Origin of the sequence: Marinobacter salarius (assembly GCF_032922745.1) — a bacterium.
In the GTDB taxonomy this organism is placed as follows: Bacteria; Pseudomonadota; Gammaproteobacteria; order Pseudomonadales; family Oleiphilaceae; genus Marinobacter.
The window spans coordinates 2,559,710-2,578,348 of the sequence record NZ_CP136693.1 but is presented as its reverse complement, the minus strand read 5'-3'; the positions used below and the strand labels follow the sequence as shown (position 1 = coordinate 2,578,348).

At 56.4% G+C, this 18,639-nt stretch carries 15 protein-coding genes; 4 read left to right on the top strand and 11 right to left on the bottom strand.

Going from position 1 to position 18,639, the window contains the following annotated elements:
- Positions 1 to 395 precede the first annotated feature (395 nt).
- The 3 genes from malG to malE all read right to left on the bottom strand — a co-directional run bounded on the left by malG (position 396) and on the right by malE (position 4,100).
- Entirely contained in the window at positions 396 to 1,286 is an 891-nt protein-coding gene (gene malG / locus R1T46_RS11885) for a maltose ABC transporter permease MalG (RefSeq protein WP_036205165.1), read from the bottom strand.
- Positions 1,287 to 1,296: 10 nt separating this feature from the next.
- The gene (gene malF, locus R1T46_RS11880) at positions 1,297 to 2,790 is read right to left on the bottom strand and encodes a maltose ABC transporter permease MalF (protein ID WP_317305501.1); all 1,494 of its coding nucleotides are present in this window, start codon (positions 2,788 to 2,790) and stop codon (positions 1,297 to 1,299) included.
- 110 nt (positions 2,791 to 2,900) lie between these two features.
- Positions 2,901 to 4,100, bottom strand: coding sequence for a maltose/maltodextrin ABC transporter substrate-binding protein MalE (gene malE / locus R1T46_RS11875; protein WP_317305500.1), 1,200 nt, complete (start codon positions 4,098 to 4,100; stop codon positions 2,901 to 2,903).
- A 262-nt stretch (positions 4,101 to 4,362) separates the two neighbouring features.
- Between malE and R1T46_RS11870 the strand changes: the two genes are divergently transcribed.
- The 3 genes from R1T46_RS11870 to R1T46_RS11860 all read left to right on the top strand — a co-directional run bounded on the left by R1T46_RS11870 (position 4,363) and on the right by R1T46_RS11860 (position 8,493).
- Complete coding sequence (locus tag R1T46_RS11870; protein ID WP_317305497.1) at positions 4,363 to 6,186, top strand: alpha-amylase; 1,824 nt, start codon at positions 4,363 to 4,365, stop codon at positions 6,184 to 6,186.
- Positions 6,187 to 6,188: 2 nt separating this feature from the next.
- Positions 6,189 to 7,076, top strand: coding sequence for an aldo/keto reductase (locus R1T46_RS11865; protein ID WP_317305495.1), 888 nt, complete (start codon positions 6,189 to 6,191; stop codon positions 7,074 to 7,076).
- Between the two features lie 166 nt (positions 7,077 to 7,242).
- Positions 7,243 to 8,493, top strand: coding sequence for an ABC transporter substrate-binding protein (locus R1T46_RS11860; RefSeq protein WP_317305494.1), 1,251 nt, complete (start codon positions 7,243 to 7,245; stop codon positions 8,491 to 8,493).
- Between the two features lie 106 nt (positions 8,494 to 8,599).
- Here the strand turns inward: R1T46_RS11860 and R1T46_RS11855 are convergent, their stop codons facing one another.
- The 7 genes from R1T46_RS11855 to R1T46_RS11825 form a co-directional block, all read right to left on the bottom strand.
- The gene (locus R1T46_RS11855; protein ID WP_317305493.1) at positions 8,600 to 10,348 is read right to left on the bottom strand and encodes an ABC transporter substrate-binding protein; all 1,749 of its coding nucleotides are present in this window, start codon (positions 10,346 to 10,348) and stop codon (positions 8,600 to 8,602) included.
- 140 nt (positions 10,349 to 10,488) lie between these two features.
- Positions 10,489 to 10,614 (bottom strand): hypothetical protein, encoded by a 126-nt coding sequence (locus tag R1T46_RS11850; protein ID WP_317305492.1) that lies wholly within the window; start codon positions 10,612 to 10,614, stop codon positions 10,489 to 10,491.
- Positions 10,614 to 10,889: a DUF2160 domain-containing protein gene (locus tag R1T46_RS11845; RefSeq protein WP_317305490.1), complete on the bottom strand. Its 276-nt coding sequence runs from the start codon at positions 10,887 to 10,889 to the stop codon at positions 10,614 to 10,616. Before R1T46_RS11845 ends, R1T46_RS11850 begins: the two co-directional genes overlap by 1 nt.
- Before the next feature lie 11 nt (positions 10,890 to 10,900).
- Entirely contained in the window at positions 10,901 to 11,707 is an 807-nt protein-coding gene (locus R1T46_RS11840) for a carbohydrate ABC transporter permease (protein WP_317305489.1), read from the bottom strand.
- A 10-nt stretch (positions 11,708 to 11,717) separates the two neighbouring features.
- Positions 11,718 to 12,584, bottom strand: coding sequence for a sugar ABC transporter permease (locus R1T46_RS11835; protein ID WP_317305488.1), 867 nt, complete (start codon positions 12,582 to 12,584; stop codon positions 11,718 to 11,720).
- Positions 12,581 to 13,684, bottom strand: coding sequence for an ABC transporter ATP-binding protein (locus R1T46_RS11830; protein WP_317305487.1), 1,104 nt, complete (start codon positions 13,682 to 13,684; stop codon positions 12,581 to 12,583). The genes R1T46_RS11835 and R1T46_RS11830 overlap by 4 nt, the downstream gene beginning before the upstream one ends.
- A complete protein-coding gene (locus R1T46_RS11825; RefSeq protein ID WP_317305486.1) occupies positions 13,684 to 14,778 on the bottom strand; it encodes an ABC transporter ATP-binding protein in 1,095 nt (364 codons plus the stop codon). The genes R1T46_RS11830 and R1T46_RS11825 overlap by 1 nt, the downstream gene beginning before the upstream one ends.
- Positions 14,779 to 15,122: 344 nt before the next feature.
- Here R1T46_RS11825 and R1T46_RS11820 point away from each other — a divergent pair, with 344 nt between their 5' ends.
- Positions 15,123 to 17,021, top strand: coding sequence for a sigma-54-dependent Fis family transcriptional regulator (locus R1T46_RS11820; RefSeq protein WP_317305485.1), 1,899 nt, complete (start codon positions 15,123 to 15,125; stop codon positions 17,019 to 17,021).
- 36 nt (positions 17,022 to 17,057) lie between these two features.
- Here the strand turns inward: R1T46_RS11820 and glpK are convergent, their stop codons facing one another.
- Complete coding sequence (gene glpK / locus R1T46_RS11815; protein WP_317305484.1) at positions 17,058 to 18,530, bottom strand: glycerol kinase GlpK; 1,473 nt, start codon at positions 18,528 to 18,530, stop codon at positions 17,058 to 17,060.
- Positions 18,531 to 18,639: the final 109 nt, after the last annotated feature.

Below are 18,639 nucleotides of genomic sequence, written 5' to 3'. Positions count from 1 at the left end.
TTTTTGTCCTATTCCTGTCCGCCCGCTGATCAGGCTGGGGGATACTCCTGAAACACGCTGTGAATACATCCCTGTACGCTCGGCTCCGCCATCCATGGCTCCGCACGGTTTCAGGAGTATCCCCCAGCCTGCCCAGCTACCTCTGTGGCAGCCGAAAGTAAGCCGAGTGTACTCACAGCGTGTTTCGGGAAACCCTCCGCCACTGTTCAGCGGTCAAATAATGCTTGAGTTAGGTTGGAGAGTTGGCAGGGGTATCAAAAAAGCCCGGTCAGTAGGGGGGGGGATTAGCCTGACCGGGTCGCGAAGTGCAGAAAAGGAAGACGCAGTGCTCGCGGAAGGGCCGCCCGGGATCGTCCGTGGCGGCGTAGGAGAACGGTTATTTCATACCAGCGGCATCAACCCTTGACGCCGCCGGCCGTCAGCCCACCAACAATCCATTTCTGGCAGTACAGGAAGATCAGCGTGATGGGCAGCCCCGAGAGCACCGCTGCGGCGGCAAAGTCGCCCCACAGGTAGTTCTGCTCATACAGATACTGCTGGGCACCTACAGCCAAGGTTAGCTTGTCAGTATCCACCAGCAACACCGATGCCATGGGGTATTCCATGATGGTCATGATGAACGCCAGAATGAACACCACCACCAGGATCGGAACCGACAACGGCAACAGGATATAGCGGAACGCCTGCCAGGTGGTCGCACCATCCACGATGGCAGCCTCTTCCAGGGAGCGGTCAACGGAATCGAAATAGCCCTTGATGGTCCATATGTGCAACGCCATGCCACCGAGTGAAGCCACAATCACCGCCCCATGGGTATTCAAGCCCAGCCAGCTCACGTGGTTACCGATCTGGTCAAACAGAGCGTAGAGTGCCACCAGCGACAGCACCGGCGGGAACATCTGGAAAATCAGCATCGACTTGAGCACAAAGCCTTTGCCTGCAAAACGCATGCGGGCGAAGGCGTAGGCACTGGTGGTCGAGAGGGCCAGGATCATCACCGAGGAGATCACTGCGATCTTGATGGAGTTCCAGAGCCACAACAGTACCGGGAATGGCGGCTGGGTCACCGTGCCGTCTTCCCCGGTATAAGGAATACCAAGCGCCAGATACCAATGCTCCAGCGAGGGATTCTCCGGCAGCAGGCTGCCGGAGGCGAAGTTGCCGCTGCGGAACGAGATGGAAATCACCATCAGCAGCGGGAACAGGATGATCACGATGAACCCCAGCATCCCCAGATGGGATGCCAGAACGCGATACTTGGTGGAGCGGGGTTGAACCATCGCCATGGGTAGCTCCTTATACTTTTATTTTGGACAGTTTCAAGTTGATCAGCGACAGTGCGCCGACCACCAGGAAGATGGCTGTGGCGATCGCGGCCGCCAGACCAAAGTTCTGTCCGGAGTCCTGGAACGCAATGCGGTAGGTGTAGCTCACCAACAAGTCCGTGGTACCCGCAGGCGTGCTTGCGCCAATAATATCGGGCGCCCCACCGGTCAACAGCGCAATCAGGACGAAGTTATTGAAGTTGAATGCAAAGCTTGCGATCAACAGCGGCATCAACGGTTTGATGATAAGCGGCAGGGTCACGTTGAACAGGTTGTTCACCGGCCCCGCCCCGTCCATGGCGGAGGCCTCGTAGAGATCCCGCGGAATGGCCTGAAGCAGGCCCATGCAAAGCAGCATCATGTAGGGATAGCCCAGCCAGGTATTCACGATGAGGATCATAGTGCGGGCCAGGGCCGGATCACTGAACCAGTCTGGCCGCATGCCGAACAGGCCTTCCAGTACCAGGTTGATCTCACCGAAGTTCTGGTTGAACAGGCCCTTGAACACCAGGATCGAGATAAACGCCGGCACCGCGTACGGCAGGATCAGCATAGTGCGATAGAAGCCCTTGCCCCGAATCTGATCCCATTGCAGCAGGTTGGCAAGTAATAGCCCCAGCGCCAAGGTAAACACCACTGTTGCCACAGCAAAGGACAGCGTCCACACGAAGATCTCAAAGAACGGCCCGCGAATGCTCGGGTCGGACACGACCTTGAGATAGTTGTCCCAGCCGATGTTCACCGTCCAGCCTGGTGACAGCGTCTGGCCGTCCGCGCTGCGATAGAAACCAGTGTCATGGTCCGGAAAGTAGGTCACGTCGGTCTGGTTGTTGGTGATGCTGCCATTGTCATGCATCGTGAACTGGGCGTTGATAGCCGCAAACGCACGAAGGCTGGCCATGCTCAGCTCGCGCCCGTCTTCAGTCAGAAGGTCAAGTTCGGCCAATTCCGTCCGAAGCTGGATAATATCCCGGATCGCTAAAGGCTCACCCATCGGTTTTTCCGACGCGGGTAGCACGGGGGCGCTGGAATCAGAGCCGTCCAGAGCGAGAGGCGCCGACACCAGATCCTGGTGCTTGCCGTCCAGAAAGATCACATAGCCGGCATCGGTATCGTAGAGCTCGTAGTTGTAACGAATGGAATCGGACTGGTAGGTCCGGTCCATCAGGTTGTCCTTGACCTGCTCAAAGCTCAGGAGGTTGCTGGCGCTGTAGTTGGTAAAGCCGATACCAACGGTATACATCAGCGGGAAAATTACAAACACACCCATACCCGCAACCGCAGGGAAAATATAGCGATGGGCGTAGAGTTTCTTGCTCACGAATACAAATACCGCTGATGCAGTCAGCACCAAGAACAGCATCGCGAACACGAATTCCTGCTGGGCGTAGAGTGCCAGTATCAGGTAGAGCGCCATACCTACCAGCGCGGCCAGGGCACCCCACTTAAGAATTATTCGGGTCATTGGAAGTCTGCTTTCGGTTCCGGGGGAGGACAGGGTTTCCGTTATCATTGTAGTCAGCCCGTTTAAAGCCGTCGCCGCAACCGGCGACGGCAGAGTTACAACAACAGGTATTACCGGGTAATGCGCTGCGCTGCGGAGTTCAGAGCATCCTCAACGGATTGTCTTCCAGAAGTGATGTTCTGCAGAGCCGGCCCCATGGAAGACCAGAACGCGCCCATGGCGGGTACGCTTGGCATGGGTTCACCGAGCTCGGCGTTTTCGAAGGTTGCCGCGATGTTCGGGTTCGACGACAGCTCGTCCATGAATGCCTTGTTGGCGACCGCGCCCAGGGGAACGTCGTTGTTCACCATTTTCAGGCCTTTGACCGACAGCGCGTAATTCTCAAGGAATTCCACCGCCAGGTCCTTGTTGGGGCTGGCCGTATTGAGGGTGGCCGCCATCACGCCAACCATGGGTTTGCTGGGCTGGCCATCGATGGTGGGCAATTTGGCAACGCCAAAGTTGATGTCGCTTTTCTCCAGGTTACCCCAGGCCCAGGGACCGTTAATCATCATGGCGGTTTCGCCCTTGTTGAAGCTGGACTCCATGGCGCTGTAATCCGCACCACGAGGCATAACGCCCTCTTCAATCAGGGTTGTGAGCATGTTGGCGCCTTTCATCGCGCCCTCATTGTTCACGCCGGTATCTTTAACGTCGTAGCTGCCATCTTCGTTTTGGGCAAAGATGTAGCCCCCAGCCGCGGCAATCATTGGCCAGGTGAAATAGGTGTTGTTGTAGTCCCACAGGATGGCGCGCTTGCCATCTTCCGCCAGTTGCTTGTGGATAGCGGGAATGTCCTCGAAAGCGGTTGGCGGCTCAGGCACCAGATCCTTGTTATAAATCAGGCCAATGGACTCGACTGCCATGGGATAGCCGTACATTTTGCCGTCGACTGTGACTGCATCCCAGGTGAAATCGAAGTTTTCATCGATAACACGCTGTGACGGCTTGACCTCGGAAATGATGCCGCTTTGCGCCCATTCGCCGAAACGGTCATGGGCCCAGATAAAGATGTCCGGGCCATTGCCCGTGGCGGCGGATTGCTGGAACTTGTCAGTGGCGCTGTCTGGATGAGCCACTTCAACGGGGATGCCGGTTTCCTCGGTAAACCAGTCACCCACTTCCTGCAGGCCATCATAGCCTTTGTCGCCATTGATCCAGACCAGGAGCTTGCCTTCCTCGATCTCGGCGTGAGCCGGTGCGGACATGCCAAATGTTGCTGCAACAATGGAAGCTGCGAGTGAACTACGGATAAAAGTTCGACGATTCATCAGGTGTTTCCTCTGCTTGTTCCTGCCTTATTCTTGTTGTCCGCCCTGACACGAGGTTGGCCGGGCGGGCTGAACGCAAATCTTTTTATTGCGAGTAACCGAACTGTGTTGCAATTTGCTGTTGCTGGCATCAGCCCTGATTTCATTCCCTGAGGCGTAGAACGGGGGAGTAGTGAGGCGTAGTGAATTCCGTCTACCACCCACCGTTCAGGTCTGGTTTGATTGGATAACCACAACAATAAATGGAACCGGAGCCCATTGCATGAGCCAGACCCCGAAAAAAATCAGGTTTACCGCCAGCCTTGTGACGTGCCTCTCGCTTGCCGGCTGCGCCGGTGGCCAGTTCGAGACAGCCGCCCCACCCTCGGACAACCGCGCAGTTTCAACCAGAGGGATGTGCACCGCCACCCAGGCAGAGATGACCGTTACCGTCGGCAATGCCTTCAAAGACGGCGACTGGGTGCGAGACTACTACAGTGGCAACAAGGCACAGGTGACAAATGGCCAGGTCACCCTCACCCCGGCCCCGGACGCCGAAGGCCTGTTACTGCTGGAAGCCGTGGACGCTCCGGAGCAGAGCTTCACCTGGGCGGGCGCAACCGTCTACTTTACCGTGACAGATCGCTTTGCCAATGGCCGCACCGACAACGACCTGAACTACGGCCGCAAGCCCGACGGCAAGGATGAAATCGGCACCTTCCACGGCGGGGACTTTGCTGGCCTGACACAGAAACTGGACTATCTGAAGGATCTCGGCGTCAATGCTGTCTGGGTCACCCCACCCTTCGAGCAGATTCATGGCTGGGTTGGCGGTGGTGACCAGGGGGACTTCCAACACTATGGGTACCATGGCTATTACGCTCTGGACTTCACCCGCCCTGACGCCAACTTCGGCACCCGCGAGGAATTCCGCACCCTGGTGGAAGAAGCCCATGCCCGCGGCATCCGCGTGGTTATGGACGTGGTTATGAACCACCCGGGCTACGCCACCCTTCAGGATATGCAGACCTTCAACGTTGGCGGGCTGCGCGAAGGCTTCGAAAAGCACCTGCCCGAACAATGGGGCGACTGGCGACCGGAATCCTGGGAGAACTTCCACGCCTACCATGCGTTGATCGACTACGATCATCCGGGCTGGGCCAACTGGTGGGGCAAGGACTGGGTTCGCGCCGGCATCGGCGACTACGACACGCCGCCCAAAGCCTCCATCGATCCGGTACGGGGCTCCCTCGCCTTCCTGCCGGATTTCAAGACGGAATCCGATAAAGCGGTGGACCTGCCCATTTTCCTGCAGAACAAGGAAAACACCCGCGCCACACAGCTTGAAGACGCCACCGTCCGGGATTATCTGGTCACCTGGCTGACCGATTGGGTGCGCGAGTTCGGTGTTGATGGTTTCCGGGTGGACACCGCCAAGCACGTGGAGCCGGAAGCCTGGAAACAACTGAAAACCAAAGCTCAGGATGCACTGGACACCTATCGCGCCAATAATCCCGGCCAGCCGTTGCCAGCGGAGGAATTCTGGATGGTCGCGGAGGTATTCCCCCATACGGTGACCCGAAGCAGTTACTTTGATGCCGGATTCGACGCCGTCATCAACTTCGACCTGCAGGAGGAAGCCCAGGCCGGCGCAGCTTGCCTGCCCGCCATGGAGCCCATCTACAGCGAGTATTCCGACAAGATGCACGGCGACAAACCCTTCAACGTCATGAGCTATATCTCATCCCACGACACCCAGCTGTTCAGCCGCATTGCCAACAACCAGCCGGCGATGCAGAAGCGGGCCGCCGCCGCCTTGCTGTTTACACCGGGCACCAGTCAGATATTCTACGGAGACGAATCCGGTCGCGCTTTCGGACCCACGGGTTCTGACGGCCACCAGGGCACCCGTTCGGACATGAACTGGACCGACATCGAAAATGGCACGGCACAGCCGGTCCTGTCCCACTGGACAAAGCTGGGCCAGTTCCGGGCACGCCACCCGGCGATTGGTGCCGGGGAACACAAGCAACTCAGTACCAAACCCTACGTCTTTTCAAGAACCCACGGCGACGACCGGGTGGTTATCGCCTTCGGCAAGGAGTAATCGTGCCAAACACCCAAACAGCAGGATTCACACCGGAAGCCCCCCTGATTCTGGGAATGATGCGGCTCCATGACCATCCAAGCCTCACGCAACCGGCCCGGCTTGCGGACTGGATTGCGGCGCGGTTGGATGACGGCCTGAACGTGTTCGATCATGCCGACATCTACGGCGGTGGCGAGTGCGAACGGCTGTTCGGGGATGCATTACGGGCTCACCCGGCCCTGGCCCAAAACCTGCGCGTGATCACCAAAACCGGCATTGTATCGGCCGACCGGGACACCTCGCAGTGGCGGGTAAAACACTACCGGGCCGAAGCGGATTATGTGGAGAACGCGATCAACAAGGCCATCGCCTCACTGGCGGTAGAACAGATTGACACCTTTCTGATTCACCGTCCTGACCCGTTGATGCAGGCCGAGGACGTCGCGCGAGTGCTGGAAGCGGCGGTGTCCGCGGGCAAGATTCACCAGATCGGCGTCTCCAACTTCCTGCCCGAGCAGTGGCGATGGCTGGCCCGGAACACCGAGCTACCGCTGGTGTGCAATCAAAGCCAGTTATCCCTGGCCCACACCGATCCGTTGTTCGATGGCACCCTTGAAGCTCATCTTGCGGATGGACTGCGCTGGCTGGCGTGGTCTCCGCTGGGTGGTGGTGGCCTGGCGGACCGAATCCCGGCAGAGCTGATGGAAGAGGCTCGGGAAGAAACCGGTCTGGATGACACCGGCCTGGCTATCGCCTGGTTACGACAGATTCCCGGAACGCCCATACCCGTGCTGGGCTCCATGAATCCCGAGCGTATTCACTCAGCGCTCAATGGCGCTCGAAGCCCTATGCCACGGGGCCTCTGGTACCGGCTTCTGGAATCGGTTCGCAATACCGCAGTTGCCTGACCCGGAAGTGCGTTGTGACGTCCGTCAACGCCTGACAAATCGTTACACAACTTCCACCTTAGTCCGATTGTTGCATTTGCAGACAGCCGCGACACTGGTCCTGATCCACAACAACAATATCAGGGCCCGCGTTGCCGGCCCGGCGCGACCAAGGAGGCCTGTGCCAATGCTCTGCAAGAAGCTGCTTCTCTCTTTGTTACTGACCCTGCTGGCGGCGGCTCCCGTTGCGGCGGAAACCCTGAAAATCGGGCTTAACTATCCTCAGACCGGCCGCTACAAGGATCAAGGACTGCAACAACGCCTGGGGGCTTTTCTGGCGGTTGATGAAATCAACAAAGCCGGCGGCATTATGGGGCGTGAAGTGGAACTGGTGATACGCAATACCTCCGGTGATCCAGACAAGGGCGCCCAAAACACCGCTGAGCTGATCGACAGCGAGGGAGTGCAAATGCTGTTTGGCGGCGTGTCCAGTGCTGTTGCCATCGCCTCCGGAAGGGCGGCAAGGGATCGAAACCATATCTACTTCGGTACCCTGACTTACTCCAACGCCACCACCGGCGCTGCAGGTCATCGTCACATGTTTCGCGAACCCTATAACGCCTGGATGACGGCCAAGGTTTTGAGCCAATATCTCAACACCCAGCATGCCGGCGACGAATACTTTTACATAACGGCAGACTACACGTGGGGGTGGTCAGTAGAAGAATCGGTGCGAAAATTCACCAACACCAATGACACCCAAACCCACCAGGGCGTAAAAACGCCCTTTCCTCGCGCGTTGATTACGGATTTTCGCCAGGCCCTGGAACAGGCGGAGCAAAGCGGCGCCAAAGTCCTGATGATGGTGTTGTTCGGTGACGACATGGTGCGTGCGCTGAACGTAGCCTACGAAATGGGTTTGACGAAGAAGATGCAGGTTGTGGTACCCAACCTCACACTGGGCATGGCCCGCCAGGTCGGCCCCACCATTATGGAAGGCGTCGTGGGCGGCTCTCCCTGGGTATGGAATGTTCCCTACGAGTACAACTATGATCGTGGGAAGGAGTTTGTAGAAGCCTTCTCGCGCCGTTACGAGATGCGCCCGTCCACCGCAGCAGCATCTTCCTATAGCATTGTTTACCGGTACAAGGATGCCGTTGAACGAACTGGCGTCACCAACACTCGTCAGATCATTCGTGCCCTGGAGGGCAACCGTTACACCTTCCTCAAGGATGAGCAGTACTGGCGGGAGTTTGACCACCAGAACATTCAGACGGTCTACGTCGTAAGGGTGAAGCCCCGCAATCAGATCATGAAAGACGAGTACTCGGCCGACTACTTCGAGATCATTGATTCCATGCCCGGCGACGAAGCTGCTCAAACCCGGGAGGAATGGGAGGCCAGACGGAAGGAAGCCGGACAGCCAGCCTCACTCTAGTCAGCAAGCCGTGTCGTGCCGCTGCCCGAAGGACTCAGATCAGCGGCACGACACGGCAAGTCAGTGAGTTACCGGCTGAACGCCGGTAACGGTGCAGGTTCCGGAATCAACTCTCGCGAGCTTCTTCCCATGTCTTCAGCAGCTCTTCGTAGCGGACGGTCTTGCCTTGCGGCTTTTCGTTGTCCAGCTTCTGCTTGGGCGCACCCGGCTGATCCAGCCAGTACTGCGGATCACGTTTCTCGTTAAGCTTCGGGCCGCAATTTGGCATAACGCTGGCGCGCTCAAGACGCTCCATCACACGGTCCTGAGCCTCGGCCAAACCGTCCAGTGCTTTCTGCGGTGTTGCTTCGCCACTAGCCGCCTGAGCAATGTACTGCCACCAAAGCTGAGCCAACTTCGGATAATCCGGGATGTTGGTGCCTGTGGGCGACCACTGAACACGGGCGGGGCTGCGATAAAATTCAACGAGGCCACCGAGCTTGGGTGCCATTTCGGTCATGGCATCGGATTCGATATCAGATTCACGGATTGGCGTCAGGCCAGCGATGGTTTTCTCCAGGGAAACGGTCTTGGATACCGTGAACTGGGCGTACAACCACGCCGCGAGACGACGCTTCTCAGGAGTGGACTTCATGAACGTCCAGGAGCCAACGTCCTGATAACCCAGCTTCATGCCTTCCTCCCAGTAGGGACCACGGGGAGACGGTGCCATGCGCCACTTCGGAGTGCCATCCTCGTTGACCACCGGCAGACCATCTTCGATCATGCTCGCGGTAAAGGCGGTGTACCAGAAAATCTGCTGGGCAACGCTGCCTTGGGCCGGTACCGGACCGGATTCAGAGAAGGTCATGCCCTGCGCTTCAGGTGGAGCGTACTTATCCAGCCAATCAACGTATTTGGTGGTTGCATACACTGCCGCAGGACCGTTAGTCGCGCCGCCACGACTGACGCTTGAGCCTACAGGGTGGCATTCATCCACGCGGACGCCCCATTCGTCCACAGGAAGACCATTTGGCAACCCCTTGTCGCCTGCGCCTGCCATGGAGAACCAGGCGTCAGTGAAGCGCCATCCCAGTGATGGGTCTTTCTTACCATAATCCATGTGACCGTATACGCGCTCGCCGTCGATTTCTTTCACGTGCACGGAAAAGAATTCGGCGATGTCCTCGTAGGCGGACCAGTTAACAGGCACGCCCAACTCGTAGCCGTAGATATCCTTGAACTGCTTTTTCAGATCAGCCCGCTCGAACCAGTCGGCACGAAACCAGTAAAGATTGGCAAACTGCTGATCCGGCAGTTGGTAAAGCTTGCCGTCGGGGCCGGTGGTAAAATCCAGACCAATAAAATCATCAAGGTCGAGGGTCGGCAGGGTAAGGTCTTTACCTTCCCCGTTCATAATGTCCTCTACGGGCATCACCTTACCGTAGCGGAAGTGTGTACCAATCAGGTCAGAATCGTTGACCCAGCCATCGTAGATGTTTCGACCGGACTGCATCTGTGTCTGCAGCTTTTCAATGACATCGCCTTCCTGGATCAGCGTGTGAGTCAAATTGATGCCGGTGATCTCACTGAATGCTTCAGCAAGCACCTTGGATTCGTATTCATGAGTAGCGATGGTTTCCGAGACCACGTTGATGTCCATGCCACGAAACTGCTCAGCAGCCTGGATGAACCATTCCATCTCCTTCATCTGCTCTTCTTTGGTCAGCGTGGAGTTCTTGAATGCCTCGTTAACCCATTTCTTGGCGGCATCAGAGTACTGATCTGCACTCGCCTGAAAACTGAGTCCCAACCCCACCGAGCCAATCGCGGCGCTCAGGAGAAGGGTTTTCGGATATTTATTGTTGTTGAACATACCCAACCTCGTTCGTCTTGTTTAGGTTTGTTGGAAACGCGACGACCCCCCTGCGTTTCTCCATTGCGGCTATCTCTATATAGCGTCTTCTTTCTAACCATTACTCCAGCCGAAGCCGGCCTTACGATGTTCGGTTCCGATCATTTAATAGAAAATAGTTCGTTAAAGAAATCTTTACAACCATTTTGAATGACAGATACAAGATTTTTCCAGCCCTCCCGCAAACGAAAATCAACAGCCTTTTCCCTAACATCTGTTGGCTTCATTAACCCCACCGCAACAGCACCAGAAGCCATGCCACCGATACGGCGAGCGCCACCCAAAGAGTGATGTCGCTCACCGCGAGAAACGCAAGATGTATATACGCCGCAGAGAGCAATCCTATGAAAAGACGATCTCCGCGCGTTGTCGAAATCGGCAGGAATCCTTTTCGCTCAGTGCAGGGCGACACCACTTCGTACACAGTCATCACCAGGAGAATGCAGGCAATAACAGCGAAGAAAATGGCGACACTCGGTGTCCAGTTCATCCATTCAATCATGATCCGTCTCCTTATACCCGACCCAGTGCGAAGCCCTTGGCGATGTGGTTACGAACAAACCAGACCACCAACACGCCGGGAATAATGGTGAGCACACCGGCTGCTGCCAGCACGCCCCAGTCGATACCACTTGCCCCCACCGTTCGCGTCATGATCGCGCCAATGGGTTGTGCATCCACGGAGGTCAAGGTTCTGGCCAGTAGCAACTCCACCCAGGAGAACATGAACGCAAAGAAAGCAGCGACACCAATGCCTGACCGGATCATCGGCAGGAAGATCTTCACAAAGAATCTGGGGAAGCTATAGCCATCAATATAGGCCATCTCGTCATACTCCCGAGGCACTCCCGACATGAAACCTTCCAGGATCCAGACCGCCAGGGGAACGTTGAACAGGCAATGGGCAAGCGCGACCGCAATGTGGGTATCAAACAGACCCACGGACGAATACAGCTGGAAGAACGGCAACAGGAACACGGCCGGTGGCGCCATACGATTGCTCAGCAGCCAGAAGAACAGGTGCTTGTCACCCACGAACTTGTAGCGACTGAATGCATAGGCCGCCGGCAAGGCAACCAACAATGTAATCGTCATATTCATGGACACGTAGATCATCGAGTTGATGTAACCGGAGTACCAGCTCGAATCCGAGAAAATCACGGCGTAGTTAGCCAGAGTGAAATTCTGTGGCCATAACGTAAGGCCACCGAGAATTTCCTGGTTGGTCTTGAACGACATGTTCAGGAGCCAGTAGATAGGGGTCAGCAGTAGCACGATAAACAGCGTCATCCCGAGGCCCTTGGAACGTGAATAGCTCATCACTCTCTCCTTATTTTTCTTTGTCGAGGTGAGTTATGGCGGTAAAGAACACCCAGGACACCAGCAGCACGATCAGGAAGTAGATCAGTGAGAACGCTGCCGCACGACCGATATCGAACTGGCCGATGGCCATGGTGGTAAGGGTCTGGCTCAGGAAGGTTGTTGAGCTTCCGGGCCCGCCACCGGTCAGAACAAAGGGCTCGGTGTAGATCATGAAGCTGTCCATGAACCGCAGCAGTACCGCGATCACCAGCACACTCTTCAGGCGCGGTAACTGGATGTACCGGAACACGGCCCACTTCGAGGCGCGATCAATCTCGGCGGCCTGATAGAAGGCTTCAGGTATCGCACGCAACCCCGAGTAGCACAGCAATGCCACTAACGGCGTCCAGTGCCACACGTCCATCAACAGTACCGTAAGCCAGGCATCCACCGTACTGCCGGTATAGTTGTAGTCTACGCCCAGCGCATTGAGCCCCCAGCCAAACAGGCCGATATCACCACGACCGAAGATCTGCCAGATTGTCCCCACCACGTTCCAGGGAATCAGCAGCGGAATCGCCAGAAGGATCAGGCATAGAGAAGCTTTGATGCCGGACTTGGGCATCATCAGTGCCACGCCGATACCGAGAGGAATCTGAATGGCCAGCACCGCGCCGGAAAACAGGAACTGCCTGAGCAGGGATTCTCTCAGTCGCTCATCCGCAAGCACTTCGCGAAACCACTCGGTACCGACGTAATAAGCGTTACCCGGGCCAAAGATATCCTGGACCGAATAGTTCACCACGGTCATCAGCGGTATCAACGCAGAAAACGCCACAAGTATGAAAACCGGCAGTACGAGCCACCAGGCACGATTATTGGGAACCTTATTCATTGGTCCTTCTCCTCTACCAGAAACTCGTCCACGTACAGCTTCAGCCACTTTTCCGGAAAGCTGAGCTGAACCTGGCCGCCCACGGCAAAGTGCTGATCTTCCGTCAACCGGACTTTCAATGTTTCAGAATCCAGCTTTACCGTCATGACCTTGTAGGTTCCCAGGTCTTCGACGTCGAGAACCTCTGCTGCAAACGTATCGTCAGCCGGCATATCCGAAGCCTGGACAAACTCCGGACGAATACCAACCTTGAGATTGTTCGACGTCAGGCGCTGCAATAACTCTAGCTGATGAGCTCGCAGCGGAATAACGGTGCTGCCGAAGCTGACACCGCGGGGACACCGCTGAACCTCAATCAGATTCATACCTGGGCTGCCAATGAAGTAACCCACGAAGGTATGATTGGGCTGCTCGAAGAGCTCCGTTGGCGTTCCAAACTGGACAATCTGGCCGCCGTACATCACCGCGATCTTGTCGGCAAAGGTGGAGGCCTCAAGCTGGTCGTGGGTCACATACACCATGGTGATGTCAAACTGCTCGTGGATCTGCTTAAGCTTGCGGCGCAACTTCCACTTGAGCTGGGGATCAATCACGGTCAGGGGCTCGTCAAACAGGATGGCGGACACATCCCCTCGCACCAGGCCGCGTCCCATTGAGACCTTCTGCTTCTGGTCCGCTGAGAGGTTTTTGGCCTTCTTGTGCAGCTCGTTTTCAATCTCCAGGATCTCCGCAATCTCATGCACCTTGGCCTTGATCTGCGACGACGGCACACCGGTGTTTTTGAGCGGAAACGCCAGGTTCTGAAACACCGTCATGGAGTCATAGATCACCGGAAACTGGAAAACCTGGGCAATGTTCCGGTCGCGAGGAGACAGTTCATTGACTCGCTTGCCGTCGAACAGGACGTCGCCCTCGGAAGGCTGGAGCAGACCGGAAATGATGTTCAGCATCGTACTCTTGCCGCACCCGGACGGGCCGAGCAACGCATAAGCTCCGCCCCGCTCCCAGACGTGGTCCAGTTGACGGATCGCATAGTCATCGGGCCCGGCCGGCGTTTCGCTGTAACTGTGAGCCAGGGACTTCAAGTGAATCTCAGCCATCAGACCGACCCTCCTGAGACCTGCGCCGGTGTGAGCACCAGGCTTTCGTCTTTATCGAATACGAACAGTTTGTTGATGGGCAGGTAGATCTTGATGGGCGAACCGGTGTGGTACTGGTGCACTCCCATCAACTGCATCACCATCTCGAAGTATCGGTTCCGCACGTGCATAAAGGTTTCAGATCCACTGATCTCACTGAGCTCAACCTCCATGGACATCTCAAGATCATCTTGATTGTTGGGAACCAAACCGATGTGACTCGGGCGGATACCGAACCAGTAATCACCGGGCTCAAGCCTTGCGAGTTCCTGGGTCAACGCATGATGAGAGTATTCGTCGAAGGTCACTTCCGTGTCCGTCACCCGGCCCTTGATCATATTCATCGGCGGCTCACTGAACAGTTGCGCCGCCAGGGTGTTCACCGGGTTGCGGTAAACATCCATCACCGGGCCAGTCTGAACGATTCGCCCTTCGTTCAGGAGCGTCGTCACACCCCCCAATGCCAGGGCCTCGTTGGCTTCGGTGGTGGCGTAAACGGCAATGCACTGGCGTTCGCGGAACAGTTCCCGCAACTCCGCGCGTAACTCTTCACGAAGTTTGTAGTCCAGGTTTACCAGCGGCTCGTCGAACAGGATCAGCGTGGCATCCTTGACCAGTGCCCGGGCCATTGCGGTGCGCTGCTGCTGACCTCCAGAGAGCTCAAGCGGATACCGCTTGAGCAAGGGGTCAATCTGCAACATATTTGCGGTTTCTTTTACCCGACGGTCAATCTCACTGTCCTTCATCTTGGCCAGACGCAGGGGCGAGGCGATGTTTTCGTACACCGTAAGGTTGGGGTAGTTGATGAACTGCTGGTAAATCATGGAGACATTACGCTGCTGGACGCTCTGCCCGGTCACATCGCCGCCATTGTAGATGAGCCGGCCTTCATCAGGCCTGTCCAGCCCGGCCATCAAGCGCATCAACGAGGTTTTACCGGCCAGTGTACGCCCGAGCAGTACGTTAAACGAACCTGCCTCAAACGTGATATTCGCGTCCCGGATGTAATCGACTCCATCCACGACACGGGAGAGATTCTCCAGCGTTAAGGACATAGGATTCCCTTTATTGTTCTTGTGGCACGTTATCCGCCGGCACCTGCAATAAGTAAACGGCGAAAATTCGATTCCGAATACACGAACGCAATGCGCATACCAATATAGGTAGAAATCACACCAAAATACTTATGCTACTGTTTATGTTGATTTTTTAAATCTGAAAAATTTCCTTACTGAAAATACAAATGTTCGTTATCAAACTTTTTGTTCAGTTTGAACATTGACCTGAACACCTGATAAGCACATTATTGAACACCGAGGCGAACAGAGTTGCGGCGCCCGACGACGCTTTCGAGCCACTATAAATACAAAACGAAACTTCAGGAACGCGGAGGATTCGCGTGAAACGACAACACGATAGGGCGGAATACAGGTCCGTCATTGCCGACTCCTGGAACCGCTGTGTTGGTTACGGCCTTCACCACGACTGCGAGCCAGAACCAGCAGGCCTTGATGAGCAGGCTCGGGAAATGCTGGAGAAGGACTATGAAGCGTTGCTCAGCACGACTGAAACGGAAGTACTTCCCTACTACAACAACATCATGTCAAACAGCCGCTGCCTGATTCTGCTGGCCGACTCTGACGCACAAATACTCAAGAGTTGGGGAGACCGACGCATTACCGACAGCCACCTGCGTCCATGGTTCAGGACGGGAGCCTGTTGGCACGAGCGCAATGCGGGTACGAACGCTATTGGTACCGCCATTACCACAAGGTCGCCCGTACAGGTCCAGCGAAACGAGCATTTTCTCAAACTGAATCGCAGTATTGTCAGTTCAGCAGCGCCTATCTTTGATACCGACCGAACATTGGTGGGCGTGCTTAGCGCTTTTAGCGATGCTTACCTTCCCCAAGCCCATACTCTAGGAATGGTCCGCCTGCTCTCGCAATCGGTTGAGAATCGCCTGATCGTCAGACAACTGGGGCGCGATCATTTTATCCTCACTCTCAATACAACGGCCGACAACATCGACAGCCCGTGGTCCGGAATGATCGCGCTTGACCAGAACGGCCGCGTCATCGCCTCCAACCAGCGGGCCGACCAACTACTCGGCGAGTCATTATCCGGCCGAAACCTGAGCTCACTGTTTATCGAGAACCGAAATCTGATACTTAACCATTCCCACAACACACCCATCCAGCTCACAACCTCGAAACGGGTGCGACTGTCGGGGCTGCTGAAGCGACCGGCATCACTCGATAGCGCCACTGCGAAACCGGCTCGTGCGACGCCTCACGCCAGATCATCCGTACAGGGTCTTGCCGGAGTCTCCCTGGGAGATATCGAGCACGGTGATCCGGTGGTTCGGCGCTGCGTCGATCAGGCGGGCAAAGTTTTGCAACGGGGCATCCCTATACTGGTGTGCGGCGAGACCGGCGTTGGCAAGGAAGTTATGGTCAAGGCCCTGCACAAAACGAGCGAACGGTGCTCGCAGCCGCTCGTTTCCGTCAACTGTGCCGCCATCCCACCGGAGCTCGTCGAATCAGAGCTGTTTGGCTACGAGGCCGGCGCGTTTACGGGCGCCCGCGCTCAAGGTTCCCTCGGCCTGATACGAAAGGCCGACAAAGGCATTCTGTTCCTTGATGAGATCGGTGAAATGCCTCTGGCCGCACAGTCCAGACTGTTGCGCGTACTGCAGGAAAGAGAAGTCACACCAGTAGGCTCTACCGAACGGATCCCCGTGGACATACTGCTGGTGTCGGCAACCAATCGGCCGCTCTCCCACCGAATTAACAACGGCGAATTTCGGGCCGACCTCTACTATCGGATCAACGGGCTAAGCGTTGAGGTCCCACCTCTCAGGGACCGGGTGGACAGGCGTGAGCTGATCCGCAGAATCTACCGGGAACATCGAGACGACAGCCAGTCTGACACGCTGGGAACAGAGGTGATGGCGGCACTGGAAAACCACCCCTGGCCAGGCAATATCCGCCAATTGGTGAACATCATCCGCGTAGCCATTGCCGTCGCCGATGGCGAAGACGTTCAACTCTGGCATCTGCCGGCGGATTTCCTGGCGGATTATGGAAACCAGAAAGAAGCGGAGCGTAAACCGGTGTTCGACGCCTCCTCCTTCAGCGAGTCGCCCCAGGCCAACGATAACTCCAGGAACGACACCATGAATCAGACTCTGGTGGTCTATCGGCAATGTATGGGCAACGTATCCCGTGCAGCACGGGAGCTCGATGTCAGCCGCAACACCCTTTACAAGCGACTTCGGGATCTGGGCGTAAGGTAGTCTGTCCCCCGGGAGGTCGCGGCCAGCTGCGACACCTCAAAGCCTGCGGACGGCAGCAACCCAGCCGTCGTAAAGCTTGTCACGCTGGGCCTTGCTCATCACGGCCTCGAAGCTCCGGTCGCACCGCCACATACTGCTCAGATCGTCCAGGGTTTTATACACACCGGCCTGGAGGCCGGCCAGGTATGCGACTCCGACTGCCGTGGTCTCCACCAATGCAGGCCTGTCGACCCGGGCTCCAAGAATATCCGCCAGAAATTGCAGCACCCAGTTGTTGGCCACCATGCCACCGTCAACGCGCAAGGTAATGGGCCTGATGCCATCCTTTTCCATCGCTTTCTGGAGATCTTTGGTCTGGTAACAAACCGATTGCAGGCCGGCCGTAACAATTTCCTTGATGCCAGTATCGCGGGTCAACCCAAAAACCGCGCCACGGGCATTGGGGTCCCAGTACGGCGCTCCCAGACCGGTGAACGCTGGAACCAGATAGACACCGTGGTCCACTGGAGTGCCCTCTGCCAGGGGCTCAGTTTCGCAAGCATCCCGAATGAGCTGTAATCCGTCTCGCAACCACTGGATGGCTGCCCCGGCAATGAAGATGCTGCCCTCCAGGGCGTAGACAGGTTTACCCTTGAGGCGGTATGCCACCGTGGTGAGCAGACGATGCTCCGACGTCAACGCTTTGTCGCCGGTATTCAGCATCAGGAAACATCCGGTACCGTAGGTGCTTTTCGCCATGCCGGTTTCAAAACACGTCTGGCCAAACAGAGCAGCCTGCTGATCCCCAGCCATGCCCATGACCGACGTACCATCGAGTCGCCCCCTGCCGACAATTTGGCCAAAGTCCGCTGCCGAATCCATGACCTGAGGCAAAAGTGATTCAGGGATACCGAACAGGTCCAACAGTTCCTGATCCCATTCCTGATTGTGGATATTGAACAACAAAGTGCGACTGGCATTGGTGGCATCCGTTCTGTGCTCCTTGCCACCGGTCAGACGCCAGAGCAGGAAACTGTCAATCGTCCCGAATGCCAACTCCCCTTGCTCCACCCGCTGTCGCACGCCCGGCACATTATCCATGACCCAGCGAATTTTCGTTGCCGAGAAATAGGGATCAATCAATAGCCCGGTCTTGTTGTTAACGGCGGGTTCAAGGCTCTGCTTCTTGAGTGATTCACACCAGTCTGCGGTCCTTCTGTCCTGCCAGACAATCGCCGGATAGACCGCCTCACCCGTCGCACGATCCCACAGCACCGTGGTCTCTCGCTGATTCGCTATACCGACAGCGACGACCTCATCGTTGTCGCTACACCCCTTCTCCATAACGTCATCGCAGGTTTGCTGCACGGTACGCCATATGTCTTCCGGGTCGTGCTCGACCCAGCCGCTGGCCGGAAAGTGCTGGGGAAACTCCTGTTGGCTCGTCGTGTGGACGTTCCCATCCAGAGTAAACAGGATGGCACGGGAGCTGGTTGTCCCCTGGTCGATCGACAGAATGTACTGAGTCATAGTGGTTTTGCCTCGGCAAAGTGTTCTTATTTGTTCGTATTTTTACTTTTTTGAAAACAAAATCCAACTATTTATGAAAACGAAAATATGCCTGGACCTCTCGCATGCC

Coding starts and splice junctions, on each gene's coding strand:
- R1T46_RS11840 (WP_317305489.1), bottom strand. CDS start 11,707: ATGAGCTATTCACGTTCCAAGGGCCTCGGGATGACGCTGTTTATCGTG.
- malE (WP_317305500.1), bottom strand. CDS start 4,100: ATGAATCGTCGAACTTTTATCCGTAGTTCACTCGCAGCTTCCATTGTT.
- R1T46_RS11850 (WP_317305492.1), bottom strand. CDS start 10,614: ATGAAGCCAACAGATGTTAGGGAAAAGGCTGTTGATTTTCGTTTGCGG.
- glpK (WP_317305484.1), bottom strand. CDS start 18,530: ATGACTCAGTACATTCTGTCGATCGACCAGGGGACAACCAGCTCCCGT.
- R1T46_RS11870 (WP_317305497.1), top strand. CDS start 4,363: ATGAGCCAGACCCCGAAAAAAATCAGGTTTACCGCCAGCCTTGTGACG.
- R1T46_RS11825 (WP_317305486.1), bottom strand. CDS start 14,778: ATGTCCTTAACGCTGGAGAATCTCTCCCGTGTCGTGGATGGAGTCGAT.
- R1T46_RS11845 (WP_317305490.1), bottom strand. CDS start 10,889: ATGATTGAATGGATGAACTGGACACCGAGTGTCGCCATTTTCTTCGCT.
- malG (WP_036205165.1), bottom strand. CDS start 1,286: ATGGCGATGGTTCAACCCCGCTCCACCAAGTATCGCGTTCTGGCATCC.
- R1T46_RS11860 (WP_317305494.1), top strand. CDS start 7,243: ATGCTCTGCAAGAAGCTGCTTCTCTCTTTGTTACTGACCCTGCTGGCG.
- R1T46_RS11830 (WP_317305487.1), bottom strand. CDS start 13,684: ATGGCTGAGATTCACTTGAAGTCCCTGGCTCACAGTTACAGCGAAACG.
- R1T46_RS11835 (WP_317305488.1), bottom strand. CDS start 12,584: ATGAATAAGGTTCCCAATAATCGTGCCTGGTGGCTCGTACTGCCGGTT.
- malF (WP_317305501.1), bottom strand. CDS start 2,790: ATGACCCGAATAATTCTTAAGTGGGGTGCCCTGGCCGCGCTGGTAGGT.
- R1T46_RS11855 (WP_317305493.1), bottom strand. CDS start 10,348: ATGTTCAACAACAATAAATATCCGAAAACCCTTCTCCTGAGCGCCGCG.